This is a genomic window from Amycolatopsis sp. NPDC102389, from assembly GCF_044765885.1.
Taxonomy (GTDB): domain Bacteria; phylum Actinomycetota; class Actinomycetes; order Mycobacteriales; family Pseudonocardiaceae; genus Amycolatopsis.
Window position 1 is genome coordinate 24,164 of sequence record NZ_JBIWKX010000017.1, and the last position, 22,923, is coordinate 47,086.

Annotated in this window: 20 protein-coding genes; 6 read left to right on the forward strand and 14 right to left on the reverse strand. The window is 67.8% G+C overall.

Annotated features, from left to right (window positions below):
* Positions 1–104: 104 nt before the first annotated feature.
* The 4 genes from ACIRGA_RS17050 to ACIRGA_RS17065 are packed head-to-tail and all read right to left on the reverse strand — an operon-like array spanning position 105 to position 4,192.
* A complete protein-coding gene (locus tag ACIRGA_RS17050) occupies positions 105–920 on the reverse strand; it encodes a carbohydrate ABC transporter permease (protein ID WP_400942080.1) in 816 nt (271 codons plus the stop codon).
* Complete coding sequence (locus ACIRGA_RS17055; RefSeq protein ID WP_400942082.1) at positions 917–1,855, reverse strand: carbohydrate ABC transporter permease; 939 nt, start codon at positions 1,853–1,855, stop codon at positions 917–919. The genes ACIRGA_RS17050 and ACIRGA_RS17055 overlap by 4 nt, the downstream gene beginning before the upstream one ends.
* Positions 1,855–3,195 (reverse strand): ABC transporter substrate-binding protein, encoded by a 1,341-nt coding sequence (locus ACIRGA_RS17060; RefSeq protein WP_400942084.1) that lies wholly within the window; start codon positions 3,193–3,195, stop codon positions 1,855–1,857. Before ACIRGA_RS17060 ends, ACIRGA_RS17055 begins: the two co-directional genes overlap by 1 nt.
* Positions 3,188–4,192, reverse strand: coding sequence for a zinc-dependent alcohol dehydrogenase family protein (locus ACIRGA_RS17065; RefSeq protein WP_400942086.1), 1,005 nt, complete (start codon positions 4,190–4,192; stop codon positions 3,188–3,190). The genes ACIRGA_RS17060 and ACIRGA_RS17065 overlap by 8 nt, the downstream gene beginning before the upstream one ends.
* Before the next feature lie 127 nt (positions 4,193–4,319).
* Between ACIRGA_RS17065 and ACIRGA_RS17070 the strand changes: the two genes are divergently transcribed.
* Positions 4,320–5,300 carry a sugar-binding transcriptional regulator gene (locus ACIRGA_RS17070; RefSeq protein ID WP_400942088.1) on the forward strand — a complete coding sequence of 327 codons (981 nt, stop codon included), beginning with the start codon at positions 4,320–4,322 and terminating at the stop codon, positions 5,298–5,300.
* Between the two features lie 79 nt (positions 5,301–5,379).
* Here the strand turns inward: ACIRGA_RS17070 and ACIRGA_RS17075 are convergent, their stop codons facing one another.
* Positions 5,380–5,724: a winged helix-turn-helix transcriptional regulator gene (locus tag ACIRGA_RS17075; RefSeq protein WP_400942090.1), complete on the reverse strand. Its 345-nt coding sequence runs from the start codon at positions 5,722–5,724 to the stop codon at positions 5,380–5,382.
* Between the two features lie 46 nt (positions 5,725–5,770).
* Between ACIRGA_RS17075 and ACIRGA_RS17080 the strand changes: the two genes are divergently transcribed.
* Complete coding sequence (locus ACIRGA_RS17080; RefSeq protein ID WP_400942091.1) at positions 5,771–6,391, forward strand: NADPH-dependent F420 reductase; 621 nt, start codon at positions 5,771–5,773, stop codon at positions 6,389–6,391.
* Between the two features lie 54 nt (positions 6,392–6,445).
* Complete coding sequence (locus tag ACIRGA_RS17085; RefSeq protein ID WP_400942092.1) at positions 6,446–7,084, forward strand: hypothetical protein; 639 nt, start codon at positions 6,446–6,448, stop codon at positions 7,082–7,084.
* On the opposite strand, the gene ACIRGA_RS17090 is transcribed toward ACIRGA_RS17085, so the two are convergent.
* Positions 7,047–9,566, reverse strand: a complete 2,520-nt coding sequence (locus ACIRGA_RS17090; RefSeq protein WP_400942094.1) for a DEAD/DEAH box helicase — start codon at positions 9,564–9,566, stop codon at positions 7,047–7,049. The two genes, ACIRGA_RS17085 and ACIRGA_RS17090, sit on opposite strands and share 38 nt — an antisense overlap.
* 151 nt (positions 9,567–9,717) lie before the next feature.
* On the opposite strand from ACIRGA_RS17090, the gene ACIRGA_RS17095 reads away from it, so the two are divergent.
* Positions 9,718–10,962: a primosomal protein gene (locus ACIRGA_RS17095; RefSeq protein ID WP_400942095.1), complete on the forward strand. Its 1,245-nt coding sequence runs from the start codon at positions 9,718–9,720 to the stop codon at positions 10,960–10,962.
* Positions 10,963–10,982: 20 nt separating this feature from the next.
* Here ACIRGA_RS17095 and ACIRGA_RS17100 read toward each other — a convergent pair whose 3' ends face one another.
* Positions 10,983–12,191 (reverse strand): MFS transporter, encoded by a 1,209-nt coding sequence (locus tag ACIRGA_RS17100; protein WP_400942255.1) that lies wholly within the window; start codon positions 12,189–12,191, stop codon positions 10,983–10,985.
* 65 nt (positions 12,192–12,256) lie between these two features.
* On the reverse strand, positions 12,257–13,357 hold the full coding sequence (locus ACIRGA_RS17105; RefSeq protein ID WP_400942097.1) for an adenosine deaminase: 1,101 nt from the start codon (positions 13,355–13,357) through the stop codon (positions 12,257–12,259).
* A 210-nt stretch (positions 13,358–13,567) separates the two neighbouring features.
* Here ACIRGA_RS17105 and ACIRGA_RS17110 point away from each other — a divergent pair, with 210 nt between their 5' ends.
* Positions 13,568–14,656: a PA containing protein gene (locus tag ACIRGA_RS17110; protein ID WP_400942099.1), complete on the forward strand. Its 1,089-nt coding sequence runs from the start codon at positions 13,568–13,570 to the stop codon at positions 14,654–14,656.
* A 454-nt stretch (positions 14,657–15,110) separates the two neighbouring features.
* On the opposite strand, the gene ACIRGA_RS17115 is transcribed toward ACIRGA_RS17110, so the two are convergent.
* From ACIRGA_RS17115 to ACIRGA_RS17140, 6 genes are all read right to left on the reverse strand, one after another.
* Positions 15,111–16,391 (reverse strand): thymidine phosphorylase, encoded by a 1,281-nt coding sequence (locus ACIRGA_RS17115; RefSeq protein ID WP_400942101.1) that lies wholly within the window; start codon positions 16,389–16,391, stop codon positions 15,111–15,113.
* Positions 16,388–16,777, reverse strand: coding sequence for a cytidine deaminase (locus tag ACIRGA_RS17120; protein ID WP_400942102.1), 390 nt, complete (start codon positions 16,775–16,777; stop codon positions 16,388–16,390). Before ACIRGA_RS17120 ends, ACIRGA_RS17115 begins: the two co-directional genes overlap by 4 nt.
* Before the next feature lies 1 nt (position 16,778).
* Positions 16,779–18,053: an ABC transporter permease gene (locus ACIRGA_RS17125; protein ID WP_400942104.1), complete on the reverse strand. Its 1,275-nt coding sequence runs from the start codon at positions 18,051–18,053 to the stop codon at positions 16,779–16,781.
* Positions 18,050–19,138, reverse strand: coding sequence for an ABC transporter permease (locus ACIRGA_RS17130; protein WP_400942106.1), 1,089 nt, complete (start codon positions 19,136–19,138; stop codon positions 18,050–18,052). The genes ACIRGA_RS17125 and ACIRGA_RS17130 overlap by 4 nt, the downstream gene beginning before the upstream one ends.
* Entirely contained in the window at positions 19,135–20,718 is a 1,584-nt protein-coding gene (locus ACIRGA_RS17135) for an ABC transporter ATP-binding protein (RefSeq protein WP_400942108.1), read from the reverse strand. Before ACIRGA_RS17135 ends, ACIRGA_RS17130 begins: the two co-directional genes overlap by 4 nt.
* Before the next feature lie 77 nt (positions 20,719–20,795).
* On the reverse strand, positions 20,796–21,935 hold the full coding sequence (locus ACIRGA_RS17140) for a BMP family protein (protein ID WP_400942110.1): 1,140 nt from the start codon (positions 21,933–21,935) through the stop codon (positions 20,796–20,798).
* 544 nt (positions 21,936–22,479) lie between these two features.
* Here ACIRGA_RS17140 and sdhC point away from each other — a divergent pair.
* A complete protein-coding gene (sdhC, locus tag ACIRGA_RS17145) occupies positions 22,480–22,923 on the forward strand; it encodes a succinate dehydrogenase, cytochrome b556 subunit (RefSeq protein ID WP_073847418.1) in 444 nt (147 codons plus the stop codon).

The following is a 22,923-nucleotide window of genomic DNA, read 5'->3' on the forward strand; positions in this document are numbered from 1 at the left end:
CTCGGGGTGTGTCTGTATTGTGGGCGTTTTTGGGGGGGGGGGGTGTTGGGGGGGGTTTTTTTACACCCCCCCCCCCCCCCCCCCCCACCACCTGGACCCAGGCGTTACTTGACCGCGCCCATCGAAAGGCCGCGGACGAGGTGGTTCTGCGCGATCCAGCCGACGATCATCACCGGCAGGGACGCGAGCAGGGCGGCCGCGGAAAGCTGCGCCCAGTACAGGCCCTCGCTGGTGATGAACCCGACCAGGAACACCGGCACCGTCCCGGCCCGCGCGGCCGTGAGGTTGACCGAGTAGAAGAACTCGGTCCACGAGAAGATCACGCAGATCAGCGCGGTCGCGGCCACCCCGGGTGCGACCACCGGCATGATGATCTTCCGGAGCAGGATCGGCAGGGTCGCCCCGTCGATCCGGCCCGCCTCGATCATCTCGTGCGGCACCTCCAGGAAGAACGACCGCATCATCCAGATGGCCAGCGGCAGGTTCATCGACGTGTACAGGATGATCAGCGCCCACACGTTGTCCAGCAGCTGGGTGTTCTGCGAGATCACGTACAGCGGGATGATCGCCGCCACGATCGGCAGCATCTTCGTCGACAGGAAGAAGCCGAGCGCGTTGCTCGTCCCCTTCACCGGCGCCAGCGAGAGCGCGTACGCCGCCGGGATTCCCAGCAGCAGCACGAAAAGCGTCGAAACGACGGTCACGAACGCCGAATTCGACAGGTACGGCAGGAAGCCGCGGTCGAGTACGCCCGCGAACTGGTCGAGCGTCGGGGCGAAGAACAGTCGCGGCGGATCGGTGTAGGCGTCGGCCTCCTGTTTGAAGGCCGTGAGGATCATCCACAGCAGCGGGAACACGAACAGGATCGCGATCACCCAGGTCGCGACCGTCAGCGCGCCGGGGCCGAAACGGCTTTTCATTTCGCGCCTCCCTGTACCGAGAACGTGCGGAACATCAGCCGCAGCGCGAAGGTCGCGACGATCATCGTCAGGATCACGACGATCACGCCCATCGCGGACGACTGCCCGATGTCGAAACCCTGGAACGCCCGCTGGTAGATGTAGAACGGCAGGTTCGTGCTGGCCGTCCCCGGACCTCCTTGCGTCATCAGGAAGATCGCGTCGAAGCTGTTGACGATGTAGATCGCGCCCAGCAGCGTCGCCAGCTGCAGGAACCGGCTCAGATGCGGCAACGTGATCGCGGTGAACGTCCGCCAGCGGCCGGCGCCGTCGACCGACGCGGCCTCCAGCACGTCCTTCGGCTGGCTCTGCAGCCCGGCCAGGATCAGCAGCATCATGAACGGCGTCCACTGCCAGACGACCTGGGCCATCACCGCGGCCAGCGGGAATTCCGAGAGCCAGTCGACGTCGGTGCCGAACACGAAGTGCAGCAACCCGTACGTCGGGTCGAACATCGTGGTCTTCCACAGCAGCGCACCCGCCGCGGGCAGGATGAGGAACGGCGTGATCAGCAGGGTCCGGACCACGCCGCGGCCGAGGAACTTGCGGTCCAGCAGGATCGCCAGCCCCAGGCCGAGCAGCAGCGAGACGAACACGCACACCACGGTGAGCACGACGGTGTTCAGCAGCGCGCCGAGGAACGTCGAGTCGGCGAAGACGTCGATGTAGTTCCGCAGCCCGACGAAATGCCGCGAGCCCGGCCGCACCAGGTTCCACGACTGGAACGAGTAGAAGACCGTCAGCAGGAACGGCAACTGCGTCACGGCGACGACGAACAGCAGGGCGGGCAGGAGCGGCAGCCGTCGTTTGAACGGGGTGTCGGTGCCACGCTTCGAAGCCGCCGTCTTCTTGGCGTGGGCGGGCTCGGGGCGGGCAGGAGCGGAGATCGTGGACATCACTGCGCCTCCTGATACGACTTGCCGACGGTCTGCGCGTACTCCTGTGACTGCTCGAGTGCTTCGTCCACGGTGATCTGGCCCGCGATCGCCGCCGAAAGCTGCTGGCTCACGCGAGTGCCGAGATCCTGGAACTCGGGGATGCCGACGAACTGGATCCCGGGATAGGGCACCGGATTCGCCATCGCCTTGCGCTGGTCGGCGTCCGCGATGCCGTCCAGCGTCGGCTGCGCGTAGGCCTTGGCGGCCTCGCGGTACTGAGGGATGTCATAAGTCGATTTCCGCACGCCCGGCGGGACGCGGTTCCAGTCGCCGAATTCCTTGGCGACCCGCTGCACATACGCCTTGTCGGTCATCCAGGACATGAACTTGAAGGCGGCTTCCTTGTCTTTGGCCACCTTCGGGATCGCCAAAGCCCAGGTGTACAGCCAACCGCTCGCCTGTGTCTTCTCCACCGGCGCCGGGGCGTAACCGGACTTCCCGACGACCTTGCTGGCCGACGGATCCTCGTTCGTGCCGGCCATGACCGTGGCGTCGTACCACATCGCGGCCTGGCCTTGGGTGTACCGCGTTCCGCATTCGGAGAAGCCCGCGCTCGACGCGCCGACCTCGCCGTGGTTCCGTACGAGGTTCACGTAGAACTCGGCAGCCGCCTTGAACTCGGGGCTGGTCAGCTTCGCGTTCCAGTCCTTGTCGAACCATTGCGCGCCGAAGGTGTTGGCGACCGTGGTGAACGGCGCGAGGCTCTCGCCCCAGCCGGGCTTGCCGCGCAGGCAGATCCCGGCGACGCCCTTGGCCTTGTCGTCGAGTTTCGCGGCGTACTCGGCGATCTGGGTCCACGTCGGCTTGGCGGGCATGGTGATCCCGGCCCGCTCGAACAGATCCTTCCGGTAGGCCAGGAACGAAGACTCGCCGTAGAACGGCACCGCGTAGAGCGATCCGTTGTGCGACAAGGACTCCCTGATACTCGGGATGAAGTCGTCCGCGTCGTACGAGGGATTCGCCGCGATATGCGGACCGAGGTTTTCGAGCCAGCCGTTCGCCGCCCACTGCGGCGCCTCGTAGTTGCTGATCATGACGACGTCGAATTCGCCGCCCTCGGTGGCCGTCGACGCGGTGATCTTCGCGCGGGCCTGGTTCTCCGGCAGCGACACGAATTTGAGGCGGACGCCGGGATTCGCCTTCTCGAACTCGCCGGAAAGCTCGATGGCGTCCTTCATCTGCGGGTTCGCGACTATCGCGACGACGAGCGTCCGGTCGCCGGTCCCGAGCGCGCCCGCGCCGGCGCAACCGGTGAGGGTCAGCAGGAGAACGCCGAGCAGAGCGGCTGCTTTACGCACCTTCGCCTCCCGGTATGACCTGCACCTTCAGGCCGGCGCCGCTGCGCATGAGGGCGAGCGCGTCGGGGTACTGCTCCAGCGGCAGCGTGTCGGTGAGCAGGGCGCCGGTGTCGATGGCGCCGTCGGCGACCAGGTCGAGTGCGGCGCCGTAGCTGTTCATGACGGCCATCGAGCCGACGACGGTGATCTCGTCGTTGTAGATCCGGAACGGCGAAAGCGCGACGCGTGCTTCGGCGGGCGCGACCCCGAAGACCAACAGGCGGCCTCCGCGCTGAAGCGAGTCGAAAGCGGCCTCGATGGCGGGCGCGGCGCCGGTGCAGTCCGCGGCGGCGTCGAACTTCTCGTCGTCCAGGTCCTTCACGTCACCCGCGACCGCGACCGCGCCGAGGTCCATGGCCCGGCCGAGCCGTGCGGTGTTGCGGTCGACCACCGTGACGTGGGCGCCCGCGCGCTGCAGCAACTGCTGCATGATCAGCCCCATCGTGCCCGCGCCGACGACGAGGAACCGCTCCCCCGCCTCGACGCCGATCCGGCGCACGCCGTGGACCGCGCAGGAGACCGGTTCGACGAGGGCGCCCTGTTCCCAGGTCATCGTGTCCGGCATGCGGTAGCAGTTCGCGGATGGCACGGCGACATACTCGGCGAAAGCGCCGTTCACGGTGTCGCCGGTCGCGTTCCAGTTCTCGCAAAGATTGCCGCGACCGGACCGGCAAGGCTTGCAGTAGCCGCAGAACAGCGACGGGTCGACGGCCACCCGGTCGCCGATCTTCCAGCCGCCCGGCACGTCCGCGCCGAGTTCGACGATCTCGCCGGCGAACTCGTGGCCGGGGACGATCGGATAGGGCGTCGGCGGGAAATGCCCGTCGGCGATGTGGAGGTCGGTGCCGCAGATCCCGCAGGCACCCACCTTGACGACGACCTGGCGATCCCCCGGTTTGGGGTCGGGCACCTCGCCGACCCTGATCTCCCCGGGCTTGTCCACGATCGCGGCACGCATGCCAGCTCCTCTTCTCCGCTCAAATGAGCGGGACAGGCCTATGCTTCAGTCTGCATGTCCAGGCATGGTGAACTTTTTGCTGTTGTTACGTCAACCTTTCGGCAGGATTTCGCGGTATAGTGCTCATATGAGCGCGCATAAGCAGACTCCCGGCCTGGTGGAGTCGCTACGCCTGGCCGCGGTGGCCCGGCGGTTCTACGAACAGGGCGCCTCGAAGCTCGAGATCGCGGACGAGTTCGGGATCAGCCGGTTCAAAGTGGCGCGGATGCTGGACACAGCCAGGGAAAGCGGCATCGTCAAGGTCGAGTTCCACCTGCCCGCGCCGGTCGATCTCGCCCTGTCCGAAGAGATCCGCGCCGCGTACCGGCTGGATCGCGTCCTCGTGCTCGAACGAGCGCCAGAGCCGGAATCCCGCGAAGTGGCCCGGCGCAAGATCGGGACGCTCGCCGCCCGGCTCCTGGCCGAAATCGTCACATCCGGCGATGTTCTCGGCCTCTCGTGGGCACGTTCCGTGAACGCGATGACCGACGCGATCCAGTCGTTGCCGAAATGCCCGGTCGTGCAACTGTGCGGCGTGCAGGCGGGGATGGACATGCGCGACCGGTCGGTGGAGACGGTCAGCCGGGTCGCCTCGGTCTCCGGCGGGCAGGCGTACCCGATCTTCGGCCCGCTCGTCCTCCCCGACCGCCGCACCACCGAAACGCTGCGGAGGCAGCCAGGCATCGCGGAGACCTTCGGGCAGTTCAAGAATCTGACCAAGGCCGTCGTCAGCATCGGCGCGTGGAAACCCGAAGAGTCGACGGTGTACGACGCGCTCGACGAGGCCGAACGAAGCGCCATAGCGAAACGCGGTGCCAAAGCCGAAGTCTCCGCGCGCCTGTTCGACGCCGACGGGACCCCGATGTCCACCGGGCTTGCTCACCACGTGCTGGCCATCAGCGCCGAAGAGCTGCTGGCGGTCCCGGAGGTGATCGCGCTGGGCTACACGGAACCGAAGGCCGAAGCGATCGACGCCGTTCTGCGCTCCGGCATGGTCTCGACGCTGATCACCGACGCCGCCGCGGCCGTCCCGCTGCTCAGACTGGCCGAAGCCCGCCCGCCGATCTAGGTGTTGCTGAAGGACGCTTTCACCGCGTCTCATGCGGTGAAGGGCGCTTTCGTCTCATCGCATGCGGTGAAAGCGTCCTTCAGCTCCTCGCCTCGTCCTGAGCCGCCATCACCTCGTCGCCGTGCCGATGCGCCCACTCCCCGAAGGCTTCGATGGGCGCCAGCAGCGTGGTCCCGAGATCCGTCAGCGAGTACTCGACCTTCGCCGTCCTCCCGCAGTCGCGCCGGTGGACGAGCCCGTTGAACTCCAGCCGCCGGACCGTCTCCGTGAGCACCTTCGTGCTGATCCCGCCCAGCCGTCGCCGCAGTTCGGCGGGCCGCAGCGGTCCTTCGCGCAGGGCCCACAGCACGACCGGGTTCCACGTGTTCGCCATCAGGTCGAAGGCCAGCCGGGCACGGCAATCGGCGAGGAAGACGTCGTTCATCGGACCTCCGGTAACCATTCGGTACCCACGCGGCTTTCTACGGTCGGTGTCGTCACTCGATCTTAGGGAGCAGCACATGCGTATCGGTATCTTCGGCGCGGGCGGGATGGCGGAGGCGCTCGGCGGCCAGTGGGCCGAGGCCGGGCACGAGGTGATGGTCGCCGCCCGCGACCGGGCCAAAGCCGCCAGGATCTCCCCGCGGGTCGGGACCTGGGAGGAGACCGCCCGCGCCAGCGACGTGATCCTGCTCGCCGTTCCCGCCGCGTCGGTGACGGAAATCCTTGCCGCCGCTGGGAATCTCGCCGGCAAGGTGCTGATCGACTGCACCAACGCGGTCGGCCCCGGCGCCGTGCTCACGGTGCCCGATCAGGCGGAACGGATCGCCGCCGCCGCACCGGACGCGCACGTCGTCAAGGCGTTCAACCTGTGCCACGTGGACGTCTGGCGGATGACCCCGCCGGTGTTCGGCGGCCGTCCGCTCGCGGTGCCGATCTGCGGCGACAAGGTCGATGAAGTGAGCGAACTGGTCCGCGCCATCGGCTGCGTTCCGCTGGTCGCGGGCGGCCTCGACCGGGCCGCGCTCATGGAGGCGACCATGGCGTTCATGGTCGGGCTCTGGTTCGACGGCCACGACGCCCAGGCCTGCTTCCCGCCCCTTCCGGTGTGATTTCAGGGTCGTCCCCGATGCGCCGGGCCGGGCGGTCACGCGAGCCTGTCCGGCATGCGGATGAAGACCTGGCGACAGCTGACCGTGTGGCTGCATGTCATCACTTCGGTGGGCTGGATGGGGCAGGCCCTGGCGCTGTTCACCCTCCTGGCGATCGGCCGCGCGAGCGAGGACGGCGAGATCCGCCTCGCCGCGACGTCGATGGCGCACGAGATCGACACGTTCCTGCTGGCGCCGCTCGCCAACGCGTCGGCCTTCACCGGTTTCATGCTCGCCGCGGGGACGGCCTGGGGGTTCGCCCGGCATTGGTGGGTGCTGGCGAAGTTCGCGATCACGCTCGTCCAGCTCTACGCCGGGATCTTCCTGCTGTCCGGTGCTTTGCGGGATTCCGTGGGCAGTGATCAACCGCCCGTGGCGCTGGTCGCCGGGACCGCGCTGATGGCGAGCGCTTTGGCTTTCCAGGCCTGGCTTTCGGTGGCGAAACCGTGGGGCAAGGTCCGCTCCGGCGCGAGGCTGCCGACGGCGCCGACGTGGGTGTTCGTCGCCGCGGTCCTCGCGCCGCTCACCGACATCACCGTGGGCCTGCTCCTGGGCTACCCGCTGCCCGCGCTGTCGCTGATCTTGCTGGTCGTTCAGCTGGTCCGCCGCCGCGCCGTCACCCAGCAGACAGTCCCAGCTGGTCCACCGCCGTGATCCGGATGACCGCCGAGCCCGCCTCGTCCGAAGCCGCCAGGTCGACCTCCGCGCTGATGCCCCAGTCGTGATCGCCCGCCGGATCGTCGAAGATCTGCCGCACCCGCCAGATCTCCGCCTCCTGCTCGATGATCAGCAGCTTGGGTCCGCGCGCGTCCGGCCCGATGCCCAGGGTTTCGTGCTCGTCGAAGTAGTCCTCGATGGCGTCTTCCCACGCGTCCGCGTCCCAGCCCGACGCGGCGTCCAGTTCGCCGAGCGTCCCGTAAGCACGACGCGACGCCAGCTCCACCCGGCGGAACAGCTCGTTGCGCACGAGTACCCGGAACGCCCGCTCGTTCCGCGTGACCGCGGGCGGCTCGGACGGCGGCCGCGTCGAAACCGGGCCTTCTTCTTCGGGATGCCGCAAGGCTTCCCACTCGTCGAGGAGACTGGAGTCGACCTGGCGCACCAGTTCGCCGAGCCATTCGATGAGGTCCTGCAACCCCTCGTTCTTGGCCTCGTCGGGAACGGTGTGGCGCAGCGAGTCGTAGGTGTCGGTGAGGTACCGCAGCACCAGCCCTTCCGAGCGCGCCAGCTGGTAGAAACCGATGTACTCCACGAAGTTCATCGCGCGCTCGTACATGTCGCGCACGACGGACTTCGGCTTGAGCTCGTAGTCCTCGACCCACGGATGTCCTTGCCGGTAGCGGGAATACGCCGCCTCCAGCAGTTCCTCGAGCGGCTTCGGGTACGTGACGTTCTCGAGCAGCTCCATCCGCTCGTCGTACTCGATGCCCTCGGCCTTCATCGCCTGCACGGCCTCGCCGCGAGCCTTGAACTGCTGCTGCGACAGCACCGGACGCGGATTGTCCACAGTGGATTCCACAATGGACACGACGTCGAGCGGGTACGACGGCGACTCGATGTCGAGGAGTTCGATCGCGGCCAGCGCGAACGGCGAAAGCGGCTGGTTCAGCGCGAAGTCGAACTGCAGGTCGACGGTGAGCCGGACGATGCGGCCCTGCTCGTCGGGTTCGTCGAGGCGCTCCACGACACCGGCCGCGAGCAGCGCGCGGTAGATCGCGATCGCGCGCAGGATCAGTTTCCGCTGGGCGGGACGGTCGGAATGGTTGTCCTCCAGCAGATGCCGCATCGAGTCGAACGCGTTCCCCGGCCGGGAGACGACGTTCAGCAGCATCGAGTGGCTGACCTGGAAACTCGACGTCAGCGGCTCCGGCTCGGCCGCGATCAGCCGGTCGAAGGTGCTCTCCGTCCAGTTGACGAACCCTTCGGGCGCCTTCTTGCGGACGATCTTCTTTTTCTTCTTGGGATCGTCGCCCGCCTTCTCCAGCGCCTTGGCGTTTTCGACGACGTGGTCCGGCGCCTGCACGACGACGTAGCCGTCGGTGTCGTACCCGGCGCGGCCCGCGCGGCCGGCGATCTGATGGAACTCGCGCGCCTTGAGATGCCGTTGCCGCACACCGTCGTACTTCGTCAGCGCTGAAAAGACCACTGTGCGAATAGGGACGTTGATGCCGACGCCGAGCGTGTCGGTCCCGCAGATCACCTTCAGCAGCCCGGCTTGCGCCAGCTGCTCGACGAGGCGCCGGTACTTCGGCAGCATGCCGGCGTGGTGCACGCCGATCCCGTGCCGGACCAGGCGCGACAGCGTCTTCCCGAACCCGGCCGAGAAGCGGAAGTCGCCGAGCATCTCGGCGATGGCCTCCTTCTCCGCCTTCGAAGTGACGTTGATGCTCATCAGCGTCTGCGCGCGCTCGATCGCCGCGGCCTGCGAGAAGTGCACGACGTACACCGGCGACTGCCCGCCGTTGAGCAGCTCGGACATCGTCTCGTGCAACGGCGTCAGCGCGTAGCGGAAGGTCAGCGGCACCGGCCGCTCCGCCGAGGTGACCACCGCCGTCGGGCGGCCGGTCCGGCGGGTGAGGTCCTTCTCGAAGAACGAGACGTCGCCCAGGGTCGCCGACATCAGCACGAACTGTGCGTTCGGCAGCTCCAGCAGCGGCACCTGCCAGGCCCAGCCGCGATCCGGCTCCGAATAGAAATGGAACTCGTCCGCGATGACCTGGCCGACCGGCGCGTCGGCACCGAAGCGCAACGCCATGTTCGCCAGGATCTCCGCCGTGCAGCAGATGATCGGCGCGTCGGCGTTCACCGCCGAGTCACCGGTCATCATCCCGACGTTCTCGGCGCCGAAGATCTCGATGAGCTGGAAGAACTTCTCCGAGACGAGCGCCTTGATGGGGGCCGTGTAGTAGCTGCGGCGGCCGTGCGCGAGCGCGGTGAAGTGCGCCCCGACGGCGACCAGGCTCTTCCCCGAGCCCGTCGGCGTCGACAGGATCAGGTTCGCTCCGGAGACCACCTCGATGATGGCCTCTTCCTGCGCGGGGTACAGCTCCAACCCGCGCTCGGCCGTCCAGGTGGAGAAGGCTTCGAACAGCGAGTCGGGGTCGGGATCCGCAGGCAGGAGGTCTGTAAGTGTCATCAGAGGACCTATCGTGCCATCCGTTGGTCGCTTCTTGCCCAGGGGTGATCGCGCCCATCGGCGGAAACCCGTAGGCTTCGCGGTACCGCGCACCTTCCGGGCACCATCACCCGGCCGCGCACACAGGCGGTAATCCGAGAGGGCTAAAGGAATGGCACAGGACATCATCCCGATCGAACTCGGCCTGCCACAGGGTGACGTCGTCACCCTCTGGGCGCCGCGCTGGCGGGAAGACGGCGAGGAATGGGAAGCCTTCCTCGGCGACGAGGAAGACCTGTACGCCTTCCCGGACGCCGCGCATCTCGCCGCCTTCGTGCGGACCTCCGAGCAGCACGACCTGCTCGACCACCCCGCGTGGGAGGTCGTCCCGGCGCTGAACGTGCCCGAGCTCATCCCCGACGACGACCACACCTACGACCTGGTGGGCGTCCCCGAGCTGGTCGCCGAGAAGCCGGACCAGTGGACGCTCGGCGAGCTGGCCGAGATCATCGGCATCGTGCGTTCGCTCGCGGACGTGTGCGAGCTCGACGAGGTCCACGAAGTCCTCGACGCGCACGAGAGCTTCTCGCTGCTGGACCAGGGCACGCTGCCCTTCTCCGGTCGCGACGGCGAGCGCCTCTGGGCGGACCTGTCGCAGGCGGTCTCCGAGAAGTGGGACACCGTCCTCGACGCGATCGACGGCCTGGTGACCGTCCCCGACGTCGACGAGAAGGTGCTGGAGCAGACGGCGGAGGAGCTCGCGACCTTCCTCGCGGAGTCCGCCGAAGCCGAAGCGGCCGCCGTCGACGCGGACCTCGTGGACGACGACTCGGACGACGAAGACGAAGACGACGAGCCCGTCGGTTTCTGGGGCGAGGTCGGCATCGACCCGATCAAGATCATCACCTCCGGCGCCGAGTACTACACGCTGCGCTGCTACCTCGACGACAAGCCGATCTTCCTCGGCAGCGAAGGCGAGATCGACGTCTTCTCCTCCGAGAAGGCCCTCATCCGCGCGATCGCGGACGGCAAGGAGCTGGCGGACAACGACCTCGCCCAAGTGTCCACTTGGGACGAGGTGACCACGAAGGCCACCGCGGGCGAGCTCGAGATCGAGGTCGACTCCGAGAACACCTACGTGCTCAACGGGATCGCCGAGGACATCGCCGAAGGCCCCGAGTCGATCGACCCGACCCAGCTGGAGCTGGCCGTCGAGCTGATCACCGACGCCGCCGAGTGGGCCGAAGACGACAGCGTCGAAACCGCGCTGGCCGCCAACGAAAGCCTCGGCTGGCTGGTGTCGTTCGTGCTGCGGCCGGACCCCTCGCGGCTCGAGCCGAGCGCTCCGTTCGACGCCGAGCAGTCGGAGTGGCGCAAGCTCGTCGAGACCTTCGAGAACCGCCTCACGGTTCTCTGATCCACGCTGGAAAGGGCCCCTCAGGTTCGTCCTGAGGGGCTCTTTTCGTGTCTGACGGGCACTACCGCCACAGCGAGCATCGGGAAGACCGCGGCCACGCAGAACGCCAGCGCGTACCGGGAATCACCGATCACGAGACCCAGCATCGGCGGCGTCAGGGCGGCGGCGATGTTCTGGCCGGTGTTCTGCGTGCCCATCGCCCGTCCGGCCCACGCGAGCCCGGCCATCTCCGCCGACGCGGTGAACCCGAGCCCGTTGTCGGACACGGTGATCACCGCGGCCATGACGAGCGCGAGCAGCACCAGCCACGGCCACGTCGCGTCCCCGAGCGCGACCAGGAGCATCACCGCGGCGCTCGCGATCGCCAGCTGCCGCATCGGCCGCAGCCTGCTGCCGGCGCGGTCGGACCAGTAGCCCGACGCGATCCTGCCCAGCGCGCCCAGGATCTGGACGGCGCCGACGAACCAGCCCGCGGACGCCGCCGTCCAGCCGTGCATCGTCACCAGGTACACGGGGGTGAACGCGGAGACCGTGAACTGCGGGACGACGAGCAGCGCGCTCGCGCCGTGGACCCGCCACAACGCCGGCTTCCGGTACGGCGACGGAGGTTTCTCCCTCTTGCCCGCTTCGGCCTCCGGACGCGGCGGATCGATCAGGAGCCAGGCGACCAGGAGCGCGACGCCGATCGCGGTCAGCGCGGGCAGCATGAGCGAGACCTGGAAACCCCAGCGGTCCGCGAGCGGCGGGAGACCGAAGGCGGCGACGCCCACCCCGAGCGGCTGGGCCATCTGGCGGATACCCATCGCGAAGCCGCGTTCGGCCGGGCCGAACCAGCCGAGGACGGCCCGGCCGCTCGCGGCGTTCACTGACGCGGTGCTCGCGCCGGCGAGCAGGAACACCCCAAAGAGGGTCCCGAGCGAGTGGTCACCGGCGGCCGCGTACACGAGGAGTAACCCCGAGACGCCGAGCCCGATGGCCATTACCAAACGCTCTCCGTAACGGTCCGCCGCCGCACCCCACAAGATCAAGGTGAACAACAGGCCAAGGCTCGGCGCCGCGACCACGGTTCCCGCCTCGGCGAGCGAGAGACCCTCCGCACGCTGCATGGACGGCACCAGGAACGGGAGCCCGTAGAGGAACGAACAGCTCGCGGTCTGCGCGGCGAGACCGAGCGCGAGGATGAGCCAGCGTCGTCTGCCGCCGATCCCCACGTCCACGACCTGCGCCATCTTCGTCACCGTTTCACTATTTGGGAAAGTACTCCTACATAGTGAACAATAGTTGTCACTGCTAACTAACGCAAGGCCGCGTACCCGGGCTTGATGACCGTGTTGATGATGTCGAGCCGCTGGTCGAAATCGAGGAAGGCGGATTTCATCGCATTGATCGTGAACCACTCGAGATCGGCCAGGCCGAAGCCGAACGCCTCGCTCAGGGCCGCGAATTCGCTGGTCATCGAGCAGCCGCTCATCAGCCGGTTGTCGGTGTTGACGGTGACCCGGAACCGCAGCCTGGCGAGCAGGCCGATGGGATGCTCGCCGATCGAGCGCGCCGCTCCCGTCTGGACATTGGACGTGGGACAGATCTCGAGCGGGATCCGCCGGTCGCGGACGTAGGCGGCCAACCGTCCCAAATGGACCGTGCCGTCGCTGTCGGTCTTGATGTCGTCGACGATGCGCACGCCGTGGCCCAGCCGCTCCGCGCCGCAATGCTGAATCGCCTCCCAAATGGACGCGAGCCCGAACGCCTCACCGGCATGAATGGTGAAATGCGCATTATTCGTCCGCAGAAACTCGAATGCGTCCAGATTTCTGGTAGGCGGAAATCCGTCTTCCGGTCCGGCGATGTCGAACCCGACCACGCCGGCGTCGCGGTAGCGGACGGCGAGCCCGGCGATCTCCAGCGCCCTGGCGTGCTGGCGCATCGCGCAGAGCAACGTCCCGACGCGGATCCGGCCGCCGTCGGCCGCCACTCTCCGTTCACCTTCGGCGAACCCGGCCTGAATCGCCTCGACCACCGCATCGAGTGACAGTCCGCGTTCGACGAAGAGTTCGGGGGCATAACGCACCTCGGCGTAGACGACGCCGTCGGCAGCGAGGTCTTCCACCGCTTCGGCGGCCACTCTGACCAGCGCTTCCTCGGTCTGCATGACGCCGCAGGTATGCGCGAACGTCTCAAGGTACGAGACGAGGGAGCCGGAATCGGCGGCGTCGCGGAACCAGCGGCCGAGTGCGACGGGATCGCTGGTCGGCAAGGCCTGGTACCCGGTCTGTTCGGCGAGTTCGGCGACCGTGGCGGGACGCAATCCGCCGTCCAGGTGGTCGTGGAGGAGAACCTTGGGAGCGCGGGCCAGTACCGCCCCCGGGATGCGGGATCTGCTGCTTTCAGAGGACATACGTAACGGTAACGAGCCTGTCATTCCCCTACATGGTGGTAACTCCTACGCTGTGGTTAACCCTCGGCTTTGTCGATCACGGGCTGAATCGGCCATCAGGGGCAGAGCTCGGCATTGTCCGATACCCGGGGGCCATACGCAGAGCAATTTCGCAATGGATAAGCTTCACGGCACGTCCCTCCCATTTCCCCGCCCACGAAGGACACCGCAGTGACCACTGACAACCACATTGCAGCCCCGTCCTTCGACCGGATGCGCAACATGCTGGTGCGCGCGGCCGAAGTGCGTGAGAGCGAACAGCAGCAGATCTTCGACGCGCTCGACGACATCTACGCACGTCTGGCCCCGGTCGACTCGCTCGGCGCGGTGCGCAAGCGGCTCTCGGAGATGCCCGACCGCACCGAGACCAGCGTGCTCGCCGAGCGTCTCGACGAGACCATGTCGCGGCTCGAAGCGCAGGACACCGCGATCGCCGCGCTGACCCGCGCCGTCGAAAGCATCGTCGACAAGCTGGCCAAGCCGTTCGCTCAGCTCGACGGCCGCCTCGACGGCATGGCCGCGCGCCTGGAAGGCGTCGGGGGCCGGATGGACGGGCTCGAGGACAAGCTCCAGAACATCCACCGCCGTCTCGACGAGCTCGGCGCGCACCTCGACAAGCAGGACGTGAAGACCGACGCGCTGCCGCAGTCGGTGATCGGCCCGGTGCGCGAGCGCGTCGAGCAGGCCGAGTCCACCCTGCGGGACCGCGTCGACACCGTCGACCGCGAGCTGCGCACCCGCGTCGAGAACCTCGACAAGGCCACCAAGGACAGCCTCACCGCGAACACCGAGGCGCTGAAGACCGCGCTGACCGAGACCGGCGAGATGATCGACGCCTCGGAGCGCCTCGACGGCCTCGGCGACCGCCTCGAGAAGGTCACCTCGCGGCTCGACGACCTGGCGGAGCGGCTCGACAAGGTCGAAGACGGCTTCACCGGACGCCTCGGCGACCTCGACGGCTCGATCCGCTCCGGCCTGTCCAAGGTCGAGAGCACGCTGCAGAAGCAGCCGGACACCGACTCGGTCGACACGCTGGTGCGCAAGAGCAACGACGAGTCCGTGCGCCGTATCGGCGGCCAGCTGGACGAGGCCATGGCGACCTTCGCGGAGCTGATGCTCGGCGGCGGACCGGCCATGCAGCAGATCTCCCCGCCGCCGCCCGCCCCGCGTCAGCCGCGGCGCAGCTCGCGCAACGGCCGGGCGCCCAAGGCGGCCGACGCCAAGGCGAAGGCCGACGGCGCCGACGAGACCTCGGACTGACGCTCTCTTTTAGCGCGTGAAGGCCCCCTTCCCTCGGCTTCGCCTGGGACGGGGGCCTTCACGCTTCTCCGGCCCGCGCTCGGTGCCGACCTGCGTTTAGCCCCCTAATCGCGATCCGCCGCCGACCTGCGTTTAGCCCCCTAATCGCGATCCGCCGGGGCCCCGGCGCATTTCGTCCTCTGGTTGCGGCAGGGCCGCCCCGGCGAGGGAGCGCGTGCCGGGACCGGGCGTGGACAGCCGGCCTCCGATGTCCCCAATGTGGCATTGGAGACGCTCAGCGTCTCCAATGCCACATTGGGGACACGTCGCTCCTGGCAAGACCCAAGCCGCCCGACCCGCCCGGCCCGCGCCTACGCGGTTAGTCCTCTGGGTGCGGTACTTGCGCGTGCAAGTACCGCACCCAGAGGACGAAATGCGGGCGACCACGGATCGCGATTAGCCCGCTAAACGCAGGTCAGGGCCGCACGGTCTCCAGGACGAGCGGAGCGGAGGCCGGCGCCTCCGAGGAGACGGCGTAGGCGTCTTCGAGCGCAGCGAGAGCCGAAGGAACAGCATCCGGAGTATCGGTGTGCAGCTCCAGCAGCGGCTGCCCGGCCGAAACCTTGTCACCCGGCTTCGCCAGGCACAGCACGCCGGCCGCGGCCTGCACCGGATCCTCCTTGCGCGCCCGCCCGGCCCCGAGCCGCCAAGCGGCGACCCCGACCGAGTAAGCGTCCAAACGCGACAAAACCCCATCCGAAGGCGCCGAAACCACGTGGACGTGCTCAGGCCGCGGCAAAGCGGCCTCCGGATCCCCGCCCTGAGCGGCGATCATCCGGCACCAAGTCTCGTAAGCCCGACCGGATGCGAGCACCTCCGCCGGGTCCACATCGGACAATCCCGCCAGCGCCAGCATCTCTCGCGCCAAAGCCACGGTCAGCTCGACGACGTCGGCAGGGCCGCCGCCGCGCAGCACCTCGACCGACTCCGCGACCTCGATCGCGTTGCCGACGGCATGACCCAACGGCACGTTCATGTCCGTGATCAGGGCCGTCGTCGCGACGCCGTGCGCGGTGCCGATCTCCACCAGGGTCCGCGCGAGTTCGCGGGCCTGCGGAAGCGTCTTCATGAACGCGCCCGAACCGGTCTTCACATCGAGGACGAGCCCGGCCGAACCTTCCGCGATCTTCTTGCTCATGATCGAGCTCGCGATCAGCGGGATCGACTCCACCGTCGACGTCACGTCCCGCAGCGCGTACAGCTTCTTGTCCGCGGGAGCCAGCCCGGACGTCGCCGCGCAGACCACCGCGCCGACCTCGTCGAGCTGCCGGATGATCTCCGATGTCGACAAAGAGGCACGCCAGCCGGGAATCGACTCCAGCTTGTCCAGCGTCCCGCCGGTGTGCCCGAGCCCGCGCCCGGACAGCTGCGGCACGGCCGCCCCGCACGCCGCGACGAGCGGCGCCAGCGGGAGCGTGATCTTGTCGCCGACGCCGCCGGTCGAATGCTTGTCGATCGTCGGGCGGCTGACCTTCAGGTCGAGCCGCTCCCCCGACGAGATCATCGCGCCGGTCCAGCGCGCGATCTCGCCGGAGTCCATCCCCCGCAGGAAGATGGCCATCGCGAGCGCGGCCATCTGTTCCTCGGCGATGTCGCCGCGCGTGTACGCGTCGATCGTCCAGTCGATCTGTTCGTCGGTCAGCCGCTCGCCGTCCCGCTTCGCGCGGATGACGTCGACGGCGGCGAACGCGCTCATGGCAGGTCGTCCGGCCCGAAGGCGTCCGGCAGCACCGCGGACATCGGCAGGATGCCGCTGGGAGTGTCCACAAGGCACTCCGCGCCGCCGTGCTCGAACAGGATCTGACGGCAGCGCCCGCACGGCATCAGCAGATCGCCTTCACCGCTGCGGCAGGCGACGGCGACGAGTTTGCCGCCGCCGGTGAGCCGCAGCTGCCCCGCCATCGTGCATTCCGCGCACATTCCCAAGCCGTACGAAGCGTTTTCGACGTTGCAGCCGACGACGATCCGGCCGTCGTCCACCACAGCCGCGACACCGACGTGCAGGCCCGAGTACGGCGCGTACGCCGACTTCGCCGCTTCGACGGCCTGAGCCCGCAGGGCTTCCCAGTCGTACTCCGCCATGTCAGTCCTCCCCGCGCCGGTACAGCGCGCCATCCGCCTTGGGCGGCCGCAGCCGCTGCGAAGCCACCGCCAGCACGATCAGCGTCACGAAGTGCGCCGTGTACGGGATGAGGTCGCTGGGCAGGTCGTCGTTGGTCCAGTAGATCGCGTACAGCGCACCCGCGCCGACGACACCGAGCGCGGCGGCGATCCACTGGCGGCGGAACAGCTGCACGGCCACGATCACGGCCAGCAGGATCACCGCGCCGTACAGCAGCGCGAGCACCGCGGTACCGCCGCCGGCGAGCTGGAGACCGTCCGCGTACCCGAACAGCGCCGCGCCACCGAGCAGGCCGCCCGGCCGCCAGTTGCCGAAGATCATCGCCGCGAGGCCGATGTACCCGCGGTTGTTGGTCTGGTTCTCCAGATAGTCCGCGCCGCCGGCGAGCAGCACGAGCGACGCGCCACCCATTCCGGCGAGCCCGCCGGAGATGATCATCGCGACGTACTTGTGCAGATAGACGTTCACGCCGAGGGACTCGGCCGCGACCGGGTTTTCACCGCAGGACCGCAGCCGCAGGCCGAACCGCGTGCGCCACAGCACCAGATAGCTGATCGGGACCAGCGCGATCGCGATCATCGTCAGCGGCGCGACCTCGGTGACCAGGCCGTTGAGGATCCCGGCGAGGTCGGAGATGAAGACGCGCTGCATCTTTTCCAGGTCAGCCAACCAGTCCGAGAGGAAGGTCGCCGAGTAGGTGTCGAACTTCGGCACCGGCGGCGACTGGCGCGGGTTCCCCGAAAGCGGGGTGAACACCAGGTTCGCCAGGTACTTCGCGACGCCGAGACCCAGGAGGTTGATCGCCACACCGGAGACGATGTGGTTCACGTTGAAGGTCACCGTCGCGACGGCGTGCAGCAGCCCGCCGAGCGCGCCGAACACGACCGCCGAGATCAGCCCGGCCCAGACACCGCCGTGGTACGCGCCCCACGCCGCACCCCAGGTGCCGAGGATCATCATGCCTTCGAGGCCGATGTTGATCACGCCCGCGCGTTCGGCCCAGAGGCCGCCGAGCGCGCACAGCAGGATCGGCAACGCCAGCCGCAGCGCGGTATGCGCGGTGTTGGTCGAGGTCAGCGTGTTGACGCCGGTGGCGTACGACGCGATCGCGAGCACGCCGACCGCCAGCAGACCCCAGATGGCGCCCTTGAGCCAGCCGGGAATGCGCCGCTTCGGCGGCTTCACCGGCATGGTGGTCCCGCCCGTGTTGGGCGACAGAACGTCCGCGGTGGTCACACCGCACCTCCCTCGGACACGCTGGAACCCTTACCCGCCAGCGCGCGGCCCACGCGACGCTGTTCGGCGGCCAGGTCCGCGCGGCGCACGATCTCGTACGCGATGACGACCGACAGCACGATCACACCCTGCATGATCGTGGCGATCTCTTTGGACACGTTGATCTGCTCCAGCGACACCGCGGACCGGTCGAGGAACGCCCACAGCAGGGCGCCCAGCGCGATCCCGGCCGGGTGGTTGCGGCCGAGCAGAGCGACCGCGATACCGGTGAAGCCGTACATCTGGGTCGAGGTGATGCCGTAGCTGAAGTCGCGGCCGAGCAGTTCCGGCATCGCGACCAGACCGGCGACGCCACCGGAAAGCAGCATCGCGATCAGCGTCATCTTCTTGGCGTTGACGCCACCCGCCGCGGCGGCCGTCGTCGATTCGCCGGAGGCCTTGAGCTCGAAGCCGAACCGGGTCCGGTTGAGCATGAACCAGTAGGCCGCACCGATCAGCGCCGCGATGATCACGAAGCCGAACAGCTCACCGGACCCGATCGGGATGCCGGGGATCCGGCCGGTTTCGGCGATCTCGCGGGTGGCGATGTTGTTGCCGGTCTGCACGCCGAACTGGTCCGCGTTGACCAGGAACGCCACGATGCCGCCGACGATCGCGTTCAGCATGATCGTCGAGATGACCTCGGAAACGCCTCGGGTCACCTTCAGCACGGCGGGGATCGCCGCGTAGAGCATGCCGCTGGCGACCGCGACGATCAGGATCGCGATCACGTGGATCACCGGCGGCAGCCGCAGGGCCCCGCCGATGATGGCGGTGACGATGGCGGCGAACCGGTATTGGCCCTCGACACCGATGTTGAAGAGGTTCATCTGGAAGCCGATGGCCACCGCGAGCCCGGACAGGTAGTAGACCGTCGCGAGGTTCACCGTGTCGACGGCGGTCGAGCCCTTGAAGAGCTGGCCGATCATCGTTCCGTAGGCCTGGAGCGGATCCGCGCCCGAGATGATCAGCGCGATGGCCGTCAGGATGACCGCGAAAACGATCGCGAGCAGAGGCGGCAGCAGCCTCGTACGCCAGGAACTCACGCTGTGCCCCCATTTTCTTCAGAGTCTTCGGAAGCACCCGTCATCGCGGAGCCCAGTTGCTGCGGGGTCACGGTCGCGGGGTCGGCCTCGCCGACCAGCCGTCCGCGAAGCATGACCTGAATGGTGTCGGAAAGCCCGATCAGCTCGTCGAGGTCGGCCGAAACCAGGAGGACGGCCAGCCCGGCGGCGCGCGCCTGGCGGATCTGTTCCCAGATCAGCGCCTGCGCGCCGACGTCGACACCGCGCGTCGGATGCGACGCGATCAGCAGCACCGGGTTGCCGGAAAGCTCACGCCCGACGATCAGCTTCTGCTGGTTACCACCCGAAAGAGCGGCGGCCGGGACGTCGATGCCCGGCGTGCGGACGTCGTACTCCTCGACGATGCGGCGGGTGTCCTCCCGTGCGCCGTTGATGTCGAGCAACTGTCCTTTCGCGACCGGCTCGCGGGTCTGGTAGCCGAGAATCCGGTTGACCCACAAGGGTTGCGTGAGCAGGAGGCTGTGCCGCGTGCGGTCTTCGGCGATGTAGCCGATCCCGGCCTCGCGGCGGGCGAGCGTCCCTAGTTTGTGTAGTTCGACGACCCTGCCGTCGGCCTCGGTCAGCTCGATCCGGCCGCCGCCCTTGCGCATGCCCATGATCGTCTCGACGAGTTCGGTCTGGCCGTTGCCTTCGACGCCGGCGATCCCGAGCACCTCACCCGCGTGCACGGTGAAGGAGATGTGGTCGAGCACGTTGCGCTCGGAACCCTCGACGCTCAGGCACACGTCGTCCAGACGGAGGACGTCCCGATCGGTGACGGTGGACTCGCGGGTCTCGGGTGTGGGCAGTTCCGAACCGACCATCATCTCGGCCAGCTGCCGCGAGGTGATCGTCTTCGGATCGGCCATGCCGACGGTGGTGCCGCGCCGGATCACGGTGACCGTGTCGGCGATCGCGCGCACCTCGTCGAGCTTGTGCGAGATGAAGATGAAGGTGAAGCCGTCCTTCTGCATGGCTCGCACGGTCTCGAACAGCGCGTCGACCTCCTGCGGCACGAGCACCGCGGTGGGCTCGTCGAGGATGATGATCCGCGCGCCGCGGTAGAGCACCTTCACAATCTCCACGCGCTGACGGTCGGCGACGCCGAGCTCTTCCAGCAGCGCGTCCGGGCGGGCGCGCAGGCCGACGCGTTCGGCGAGTTCCGCCAGCTTCGCCCTCGCCGCGCGGCCGATGCCGTGCAGGTTCTCCGCGCCGAGGAAGACGTTCTCCCCGACGGTCAGATTGTCGGCCAGCATGAAGTGCTGGTGGACCATCCCGATCCCGGCCTTGATGGCGTCCTGCGGGTTGCGCAGTTTCACCGGTTCGCCGTTGATCGCGATGTCGCCCTCGTCCGGCTGCTGCATGCCGTAGAGGATCTTCATCAGGGTCGATTTGCCCGCGCCGTTCTCGCCGCAGACGGCGTGCACCTCGCCCTTGGTGACGGTGAGGTTGACGTCGGAGTTGGCCACGACACCGGGGAATCGCTTCGTGATCCCGGTCAGCTGCACGGCCGGTTCACCCCGGTCGGGGGCGTCGGTGACCTCGGCCTGGGGAGCGCTCATGAAAAGCCATCCAGTTCTGGGTAAACAGGTTGGGGCTCGGAAGGGGTTACCCTCCCGAGCCCCGTACCTGGCGAAGCTTACTTCTGCGGCTTGTCCGAGACGGTGATCGCCCCGGAGACGATCTGCGCCTTGTAGCCCTCGAGGACGTCCTTGATGTCGTCGACCTTGCCACCGGAGGTGGCGTAGCCGACACCGTCGACCTTGAGGTCGAAGCGCTTCGGCAGCGACGACAGGTCACCCTTCGCCAGCGCGCGCAGGTAGTCGAACACCGCCACGTCGACGCGCTTCAGCATCGAGGTGATAATGACGTCCTTCGACGCCTCGACCGTCTTCTGGTTGTACTGGTCGGAGTCGACGCCGATGGCGAGCGCGTTGTTCGACTTCGCGGCCTCGAACACGCCCTTACCGGAGGCACCGGCGGCGTGGTAGAGGACGTCCGCGCCCTTGGCGATCTGCGCGTTGGCCTTGGCGTTGCCCTTCGGCGGGTCCTGGAACCCGGAGAAGTCACCGGCCGGAGTGAGGTACTCGTCCTCGATGACGGCCTTGGAAGAGGCGGCCTTCACACCCTGGAGGAAGCCGGCCTCGAACTTCTGGATCAGCGGCGTGTTCACACCACCGACGAAGCCGACGTGGCACTTCTTCGACTTGTAGGCGGCGGCGACACCGGCCAGGAACGAGCCCTGCTCCTCGGCGAACACCAGCGGGGTGACGTTCGGCGCCTTGACGGAGTCGTCGTCGATGATCGCGAACTGGGTGTTCGGGTACTTCGGCGCGATGGCGCCGACGGCCTTGGCGTAGGCGAAGCCGACCGCGATGACCGGGTTGAAGCCCTGCGCGGCGAGCTGGTCGAGACGCTGCGACTTCGCGGCCTCGTCCTCGGTCGACGCGGCAGTGCTCTCGCTGACCGTGGTGATACCGAGTTCGGTCTTCGCCTTGTCGGTACCGGCGGCGGCGGAGTCGTTGAACGACGCGTCGCCACGGCCGCCGACGTCGAAGGCCAGCGCGACCTTGAGCTTGCTGCCGTCGACCTTCTCACCGGCCTGGCTGGAGCTGGTCGAGGCGGCCGCCGCGGCGGGCGGCTTCGGCGCCGTCACGCAGCTGGAGGACTGGTCCCCGGAGCTGGCGTTGTTGTTGTTCCCCCCACCCGAATCCTTCGCGCACCCAGCCAGTACCAGAGCACCGGCCAAGGTCGCGGCGGCCAGCGCGGTTCCACGCATGCGACGCAACGTGTGTCTCCCTCCCCGCTGATCCAGCGGATGGTCCGAAGAAAGCGACCCGGCGACAGTGCCGGGTTCGACCGAGGAACGGTACCTAACGGCCGCTTTGCTGCCATAGGAAAGGCACGCTACGTAACACAAACGTTTACTCATGAGTCGTAAGCGCGACGAACGGAGTACTCACGGTGATCGGAATGGAGTAATCGCAGGCAGTGCCCGGCCCTCGAGCCGCGTGACGCGCCGAAGATCGTCACACACCGTTCAGAGGTTCCGGCGGGCCCGCCCGCGCGTCCACAGTGGACGAACCGGTGAGTTACCGGCCCGCGTCACTCGATCGTGCGAGGGCCCCGATGTCTGGTCCATCACACAGAGGAACCCGGAGGTGAGCCCACCGTGAGGTGCGGGTCTAGCATCCTTTTCATCCACGCTCGATGACCATGATCTCGGCACCGTCGCCGGAGCCGTCCCAGGTGGACGTCCCGGCGGCAGGCGCGGAAACCAGCGGTCAGCGGGCCCAAGCCATGACGTTGGAGGCCGTTCACCGATGTCCACCACGGCTAGCACCGCCACCGAGGCGGCCGCGAGCGATCGGGCGGGTGCCTCACGCCGGCAAGGGACCTTCTACCGGGGCGACCCCGGTATGTGGTCCTGGGTGCTGCACCGCATCACCGGCGTGCTGACATTCTTCTTCCTCTTCGTGCACGTGCTCGACACCGCGCTCGTGCGCGTGTCGCCCGACACGTACAACGAGGTCATCGAGACCTACAAGACCCCGCTGGTCAACCTCCTCGAGGTCGGCCTCGTCGGCGCGGTGCTGTTCCACGCGCTCAACGGCATCCGGGTCATGCTGGTCGACTTCTGGGAGAAGGGACCGAAGTTCCAGAAGCCGATGCTCTGGACCATCCTGGCCATCTGGGTCGTGGTGATGATTCCCGGTGCCTTCTTCATGATGAAGCGCACCGTCGAGACGCTCTTCGGGGGTAACTGA

Bases quoted from the DNA above. Each gene is read 5' to 3' on its own strand.
- ACIRGA_RS17085 (WP_400942092.1), top strand. From the start codon at position 6,446: ATGCGGATGAAGACCTGGCGACAGCTGACCGTGTGGCTGCATGTCATC.
- ACIRGA_RS17100 (WP_400942255.1), bottom strand. From the start codon at position 12,191: ATGGCGCAGGTCGTGGACGTGGGGATCGGCGGCAGACGACGCTGGCTC.
- ACIRGA_RS17105 (WP_400942097.1), bottom strand. From the start codon at position 13,357: ATGTCCTCTGAAAGCAGCAGATCCCGCATCCCGGGGGCGGTACTGGCC.
- ACIRGA_RS17075 (WP_400942090.1), bottom strand. From the start codon at position 5,724: ATGAACGACGTCTTCCTCGCCGATTGCCGTGCCCGGCTGGCCTTCGAC.
- ACIRGA_RS17050 (WP_400942080.1), bottom strand. From the start codon at position 920: ATGAAAAGCCGTTTCGGCCCCGGCGCGCTGACGGTCGCGACCTGGGTG.
- ACIRGA_RS17090 (WP_400942094.1), bottom strand. From the start codon at position 9,566: ATGACACTTACAGACCTCCTGCCTGCGGATCCCGACCCCGACTCGCTG.
- ACIRGA_RS17120 (WP_400942102.1), bottom strand. From the start codon at position 16,777: ATGGCGGAGTACGACTGGGAAGCCCTGCGGGCTCAGGCCGTCGAAGCG.
- ACIRGA_RS17115 (WP_400942101.1), bottom strand. From the start codon at position 16,391: ATGAGCGCGTTCGCCGCCGTCGACGTCATCCGCGCGAAGCGGGACGGC.
- ACIRGA_RS17070 (WP_400942088.1), top strand. From the start codon at position 4,320: ATGAGCGCGCATAAGCAGACTCCCGGCCTGGTGGAGTCGCTACGCCTG.
- ACIRGA_RS17065 (WP_400942086.1), bottom strand. From the start codon at position 4,192: ATGCGTGCCGCGATCGTGGACAAGCCCGGGGAGATCAGGGTCGGCGAG.
- ACIRGA_RS17135 (WP_400942108.1), bottom strand. From the start codon at position 20,718: ATGAGCGCTCCCCAGGCCGAGGTCACCGACGCCCCCGACCGGGGTGAA.
- ACIRGA_RS17055 (WP_400942082.1), bottom strand. From the start codon at position 1,855: ATGTCCACGATCTCCGCTCCTGCCCGCCCCGAGCCCGCCCACGCCAAG.
- ACIRGA_RS17140 (WP_400942110.1), bottom strand. From the start codon at position 21,935: ATGCGTGGAACCGCGCTGGCCGCCGCGACCTTGGCCGGTGCTCTGGTA.
- sdhC (WP_073847418.1), top strand. From the start codon at position 22,480: ATGTCCACCACGGCTAGCACCGCCACCGAGGCGGCCGCGAGCGATCGG.
- ACIRGA_RS17095 (WP_400942095.1), top strand. From the start codon at position 9,718: ATGGCACAGGACATCATCCCGATCGAACTCGGCCTGCCACAGGGTGAC.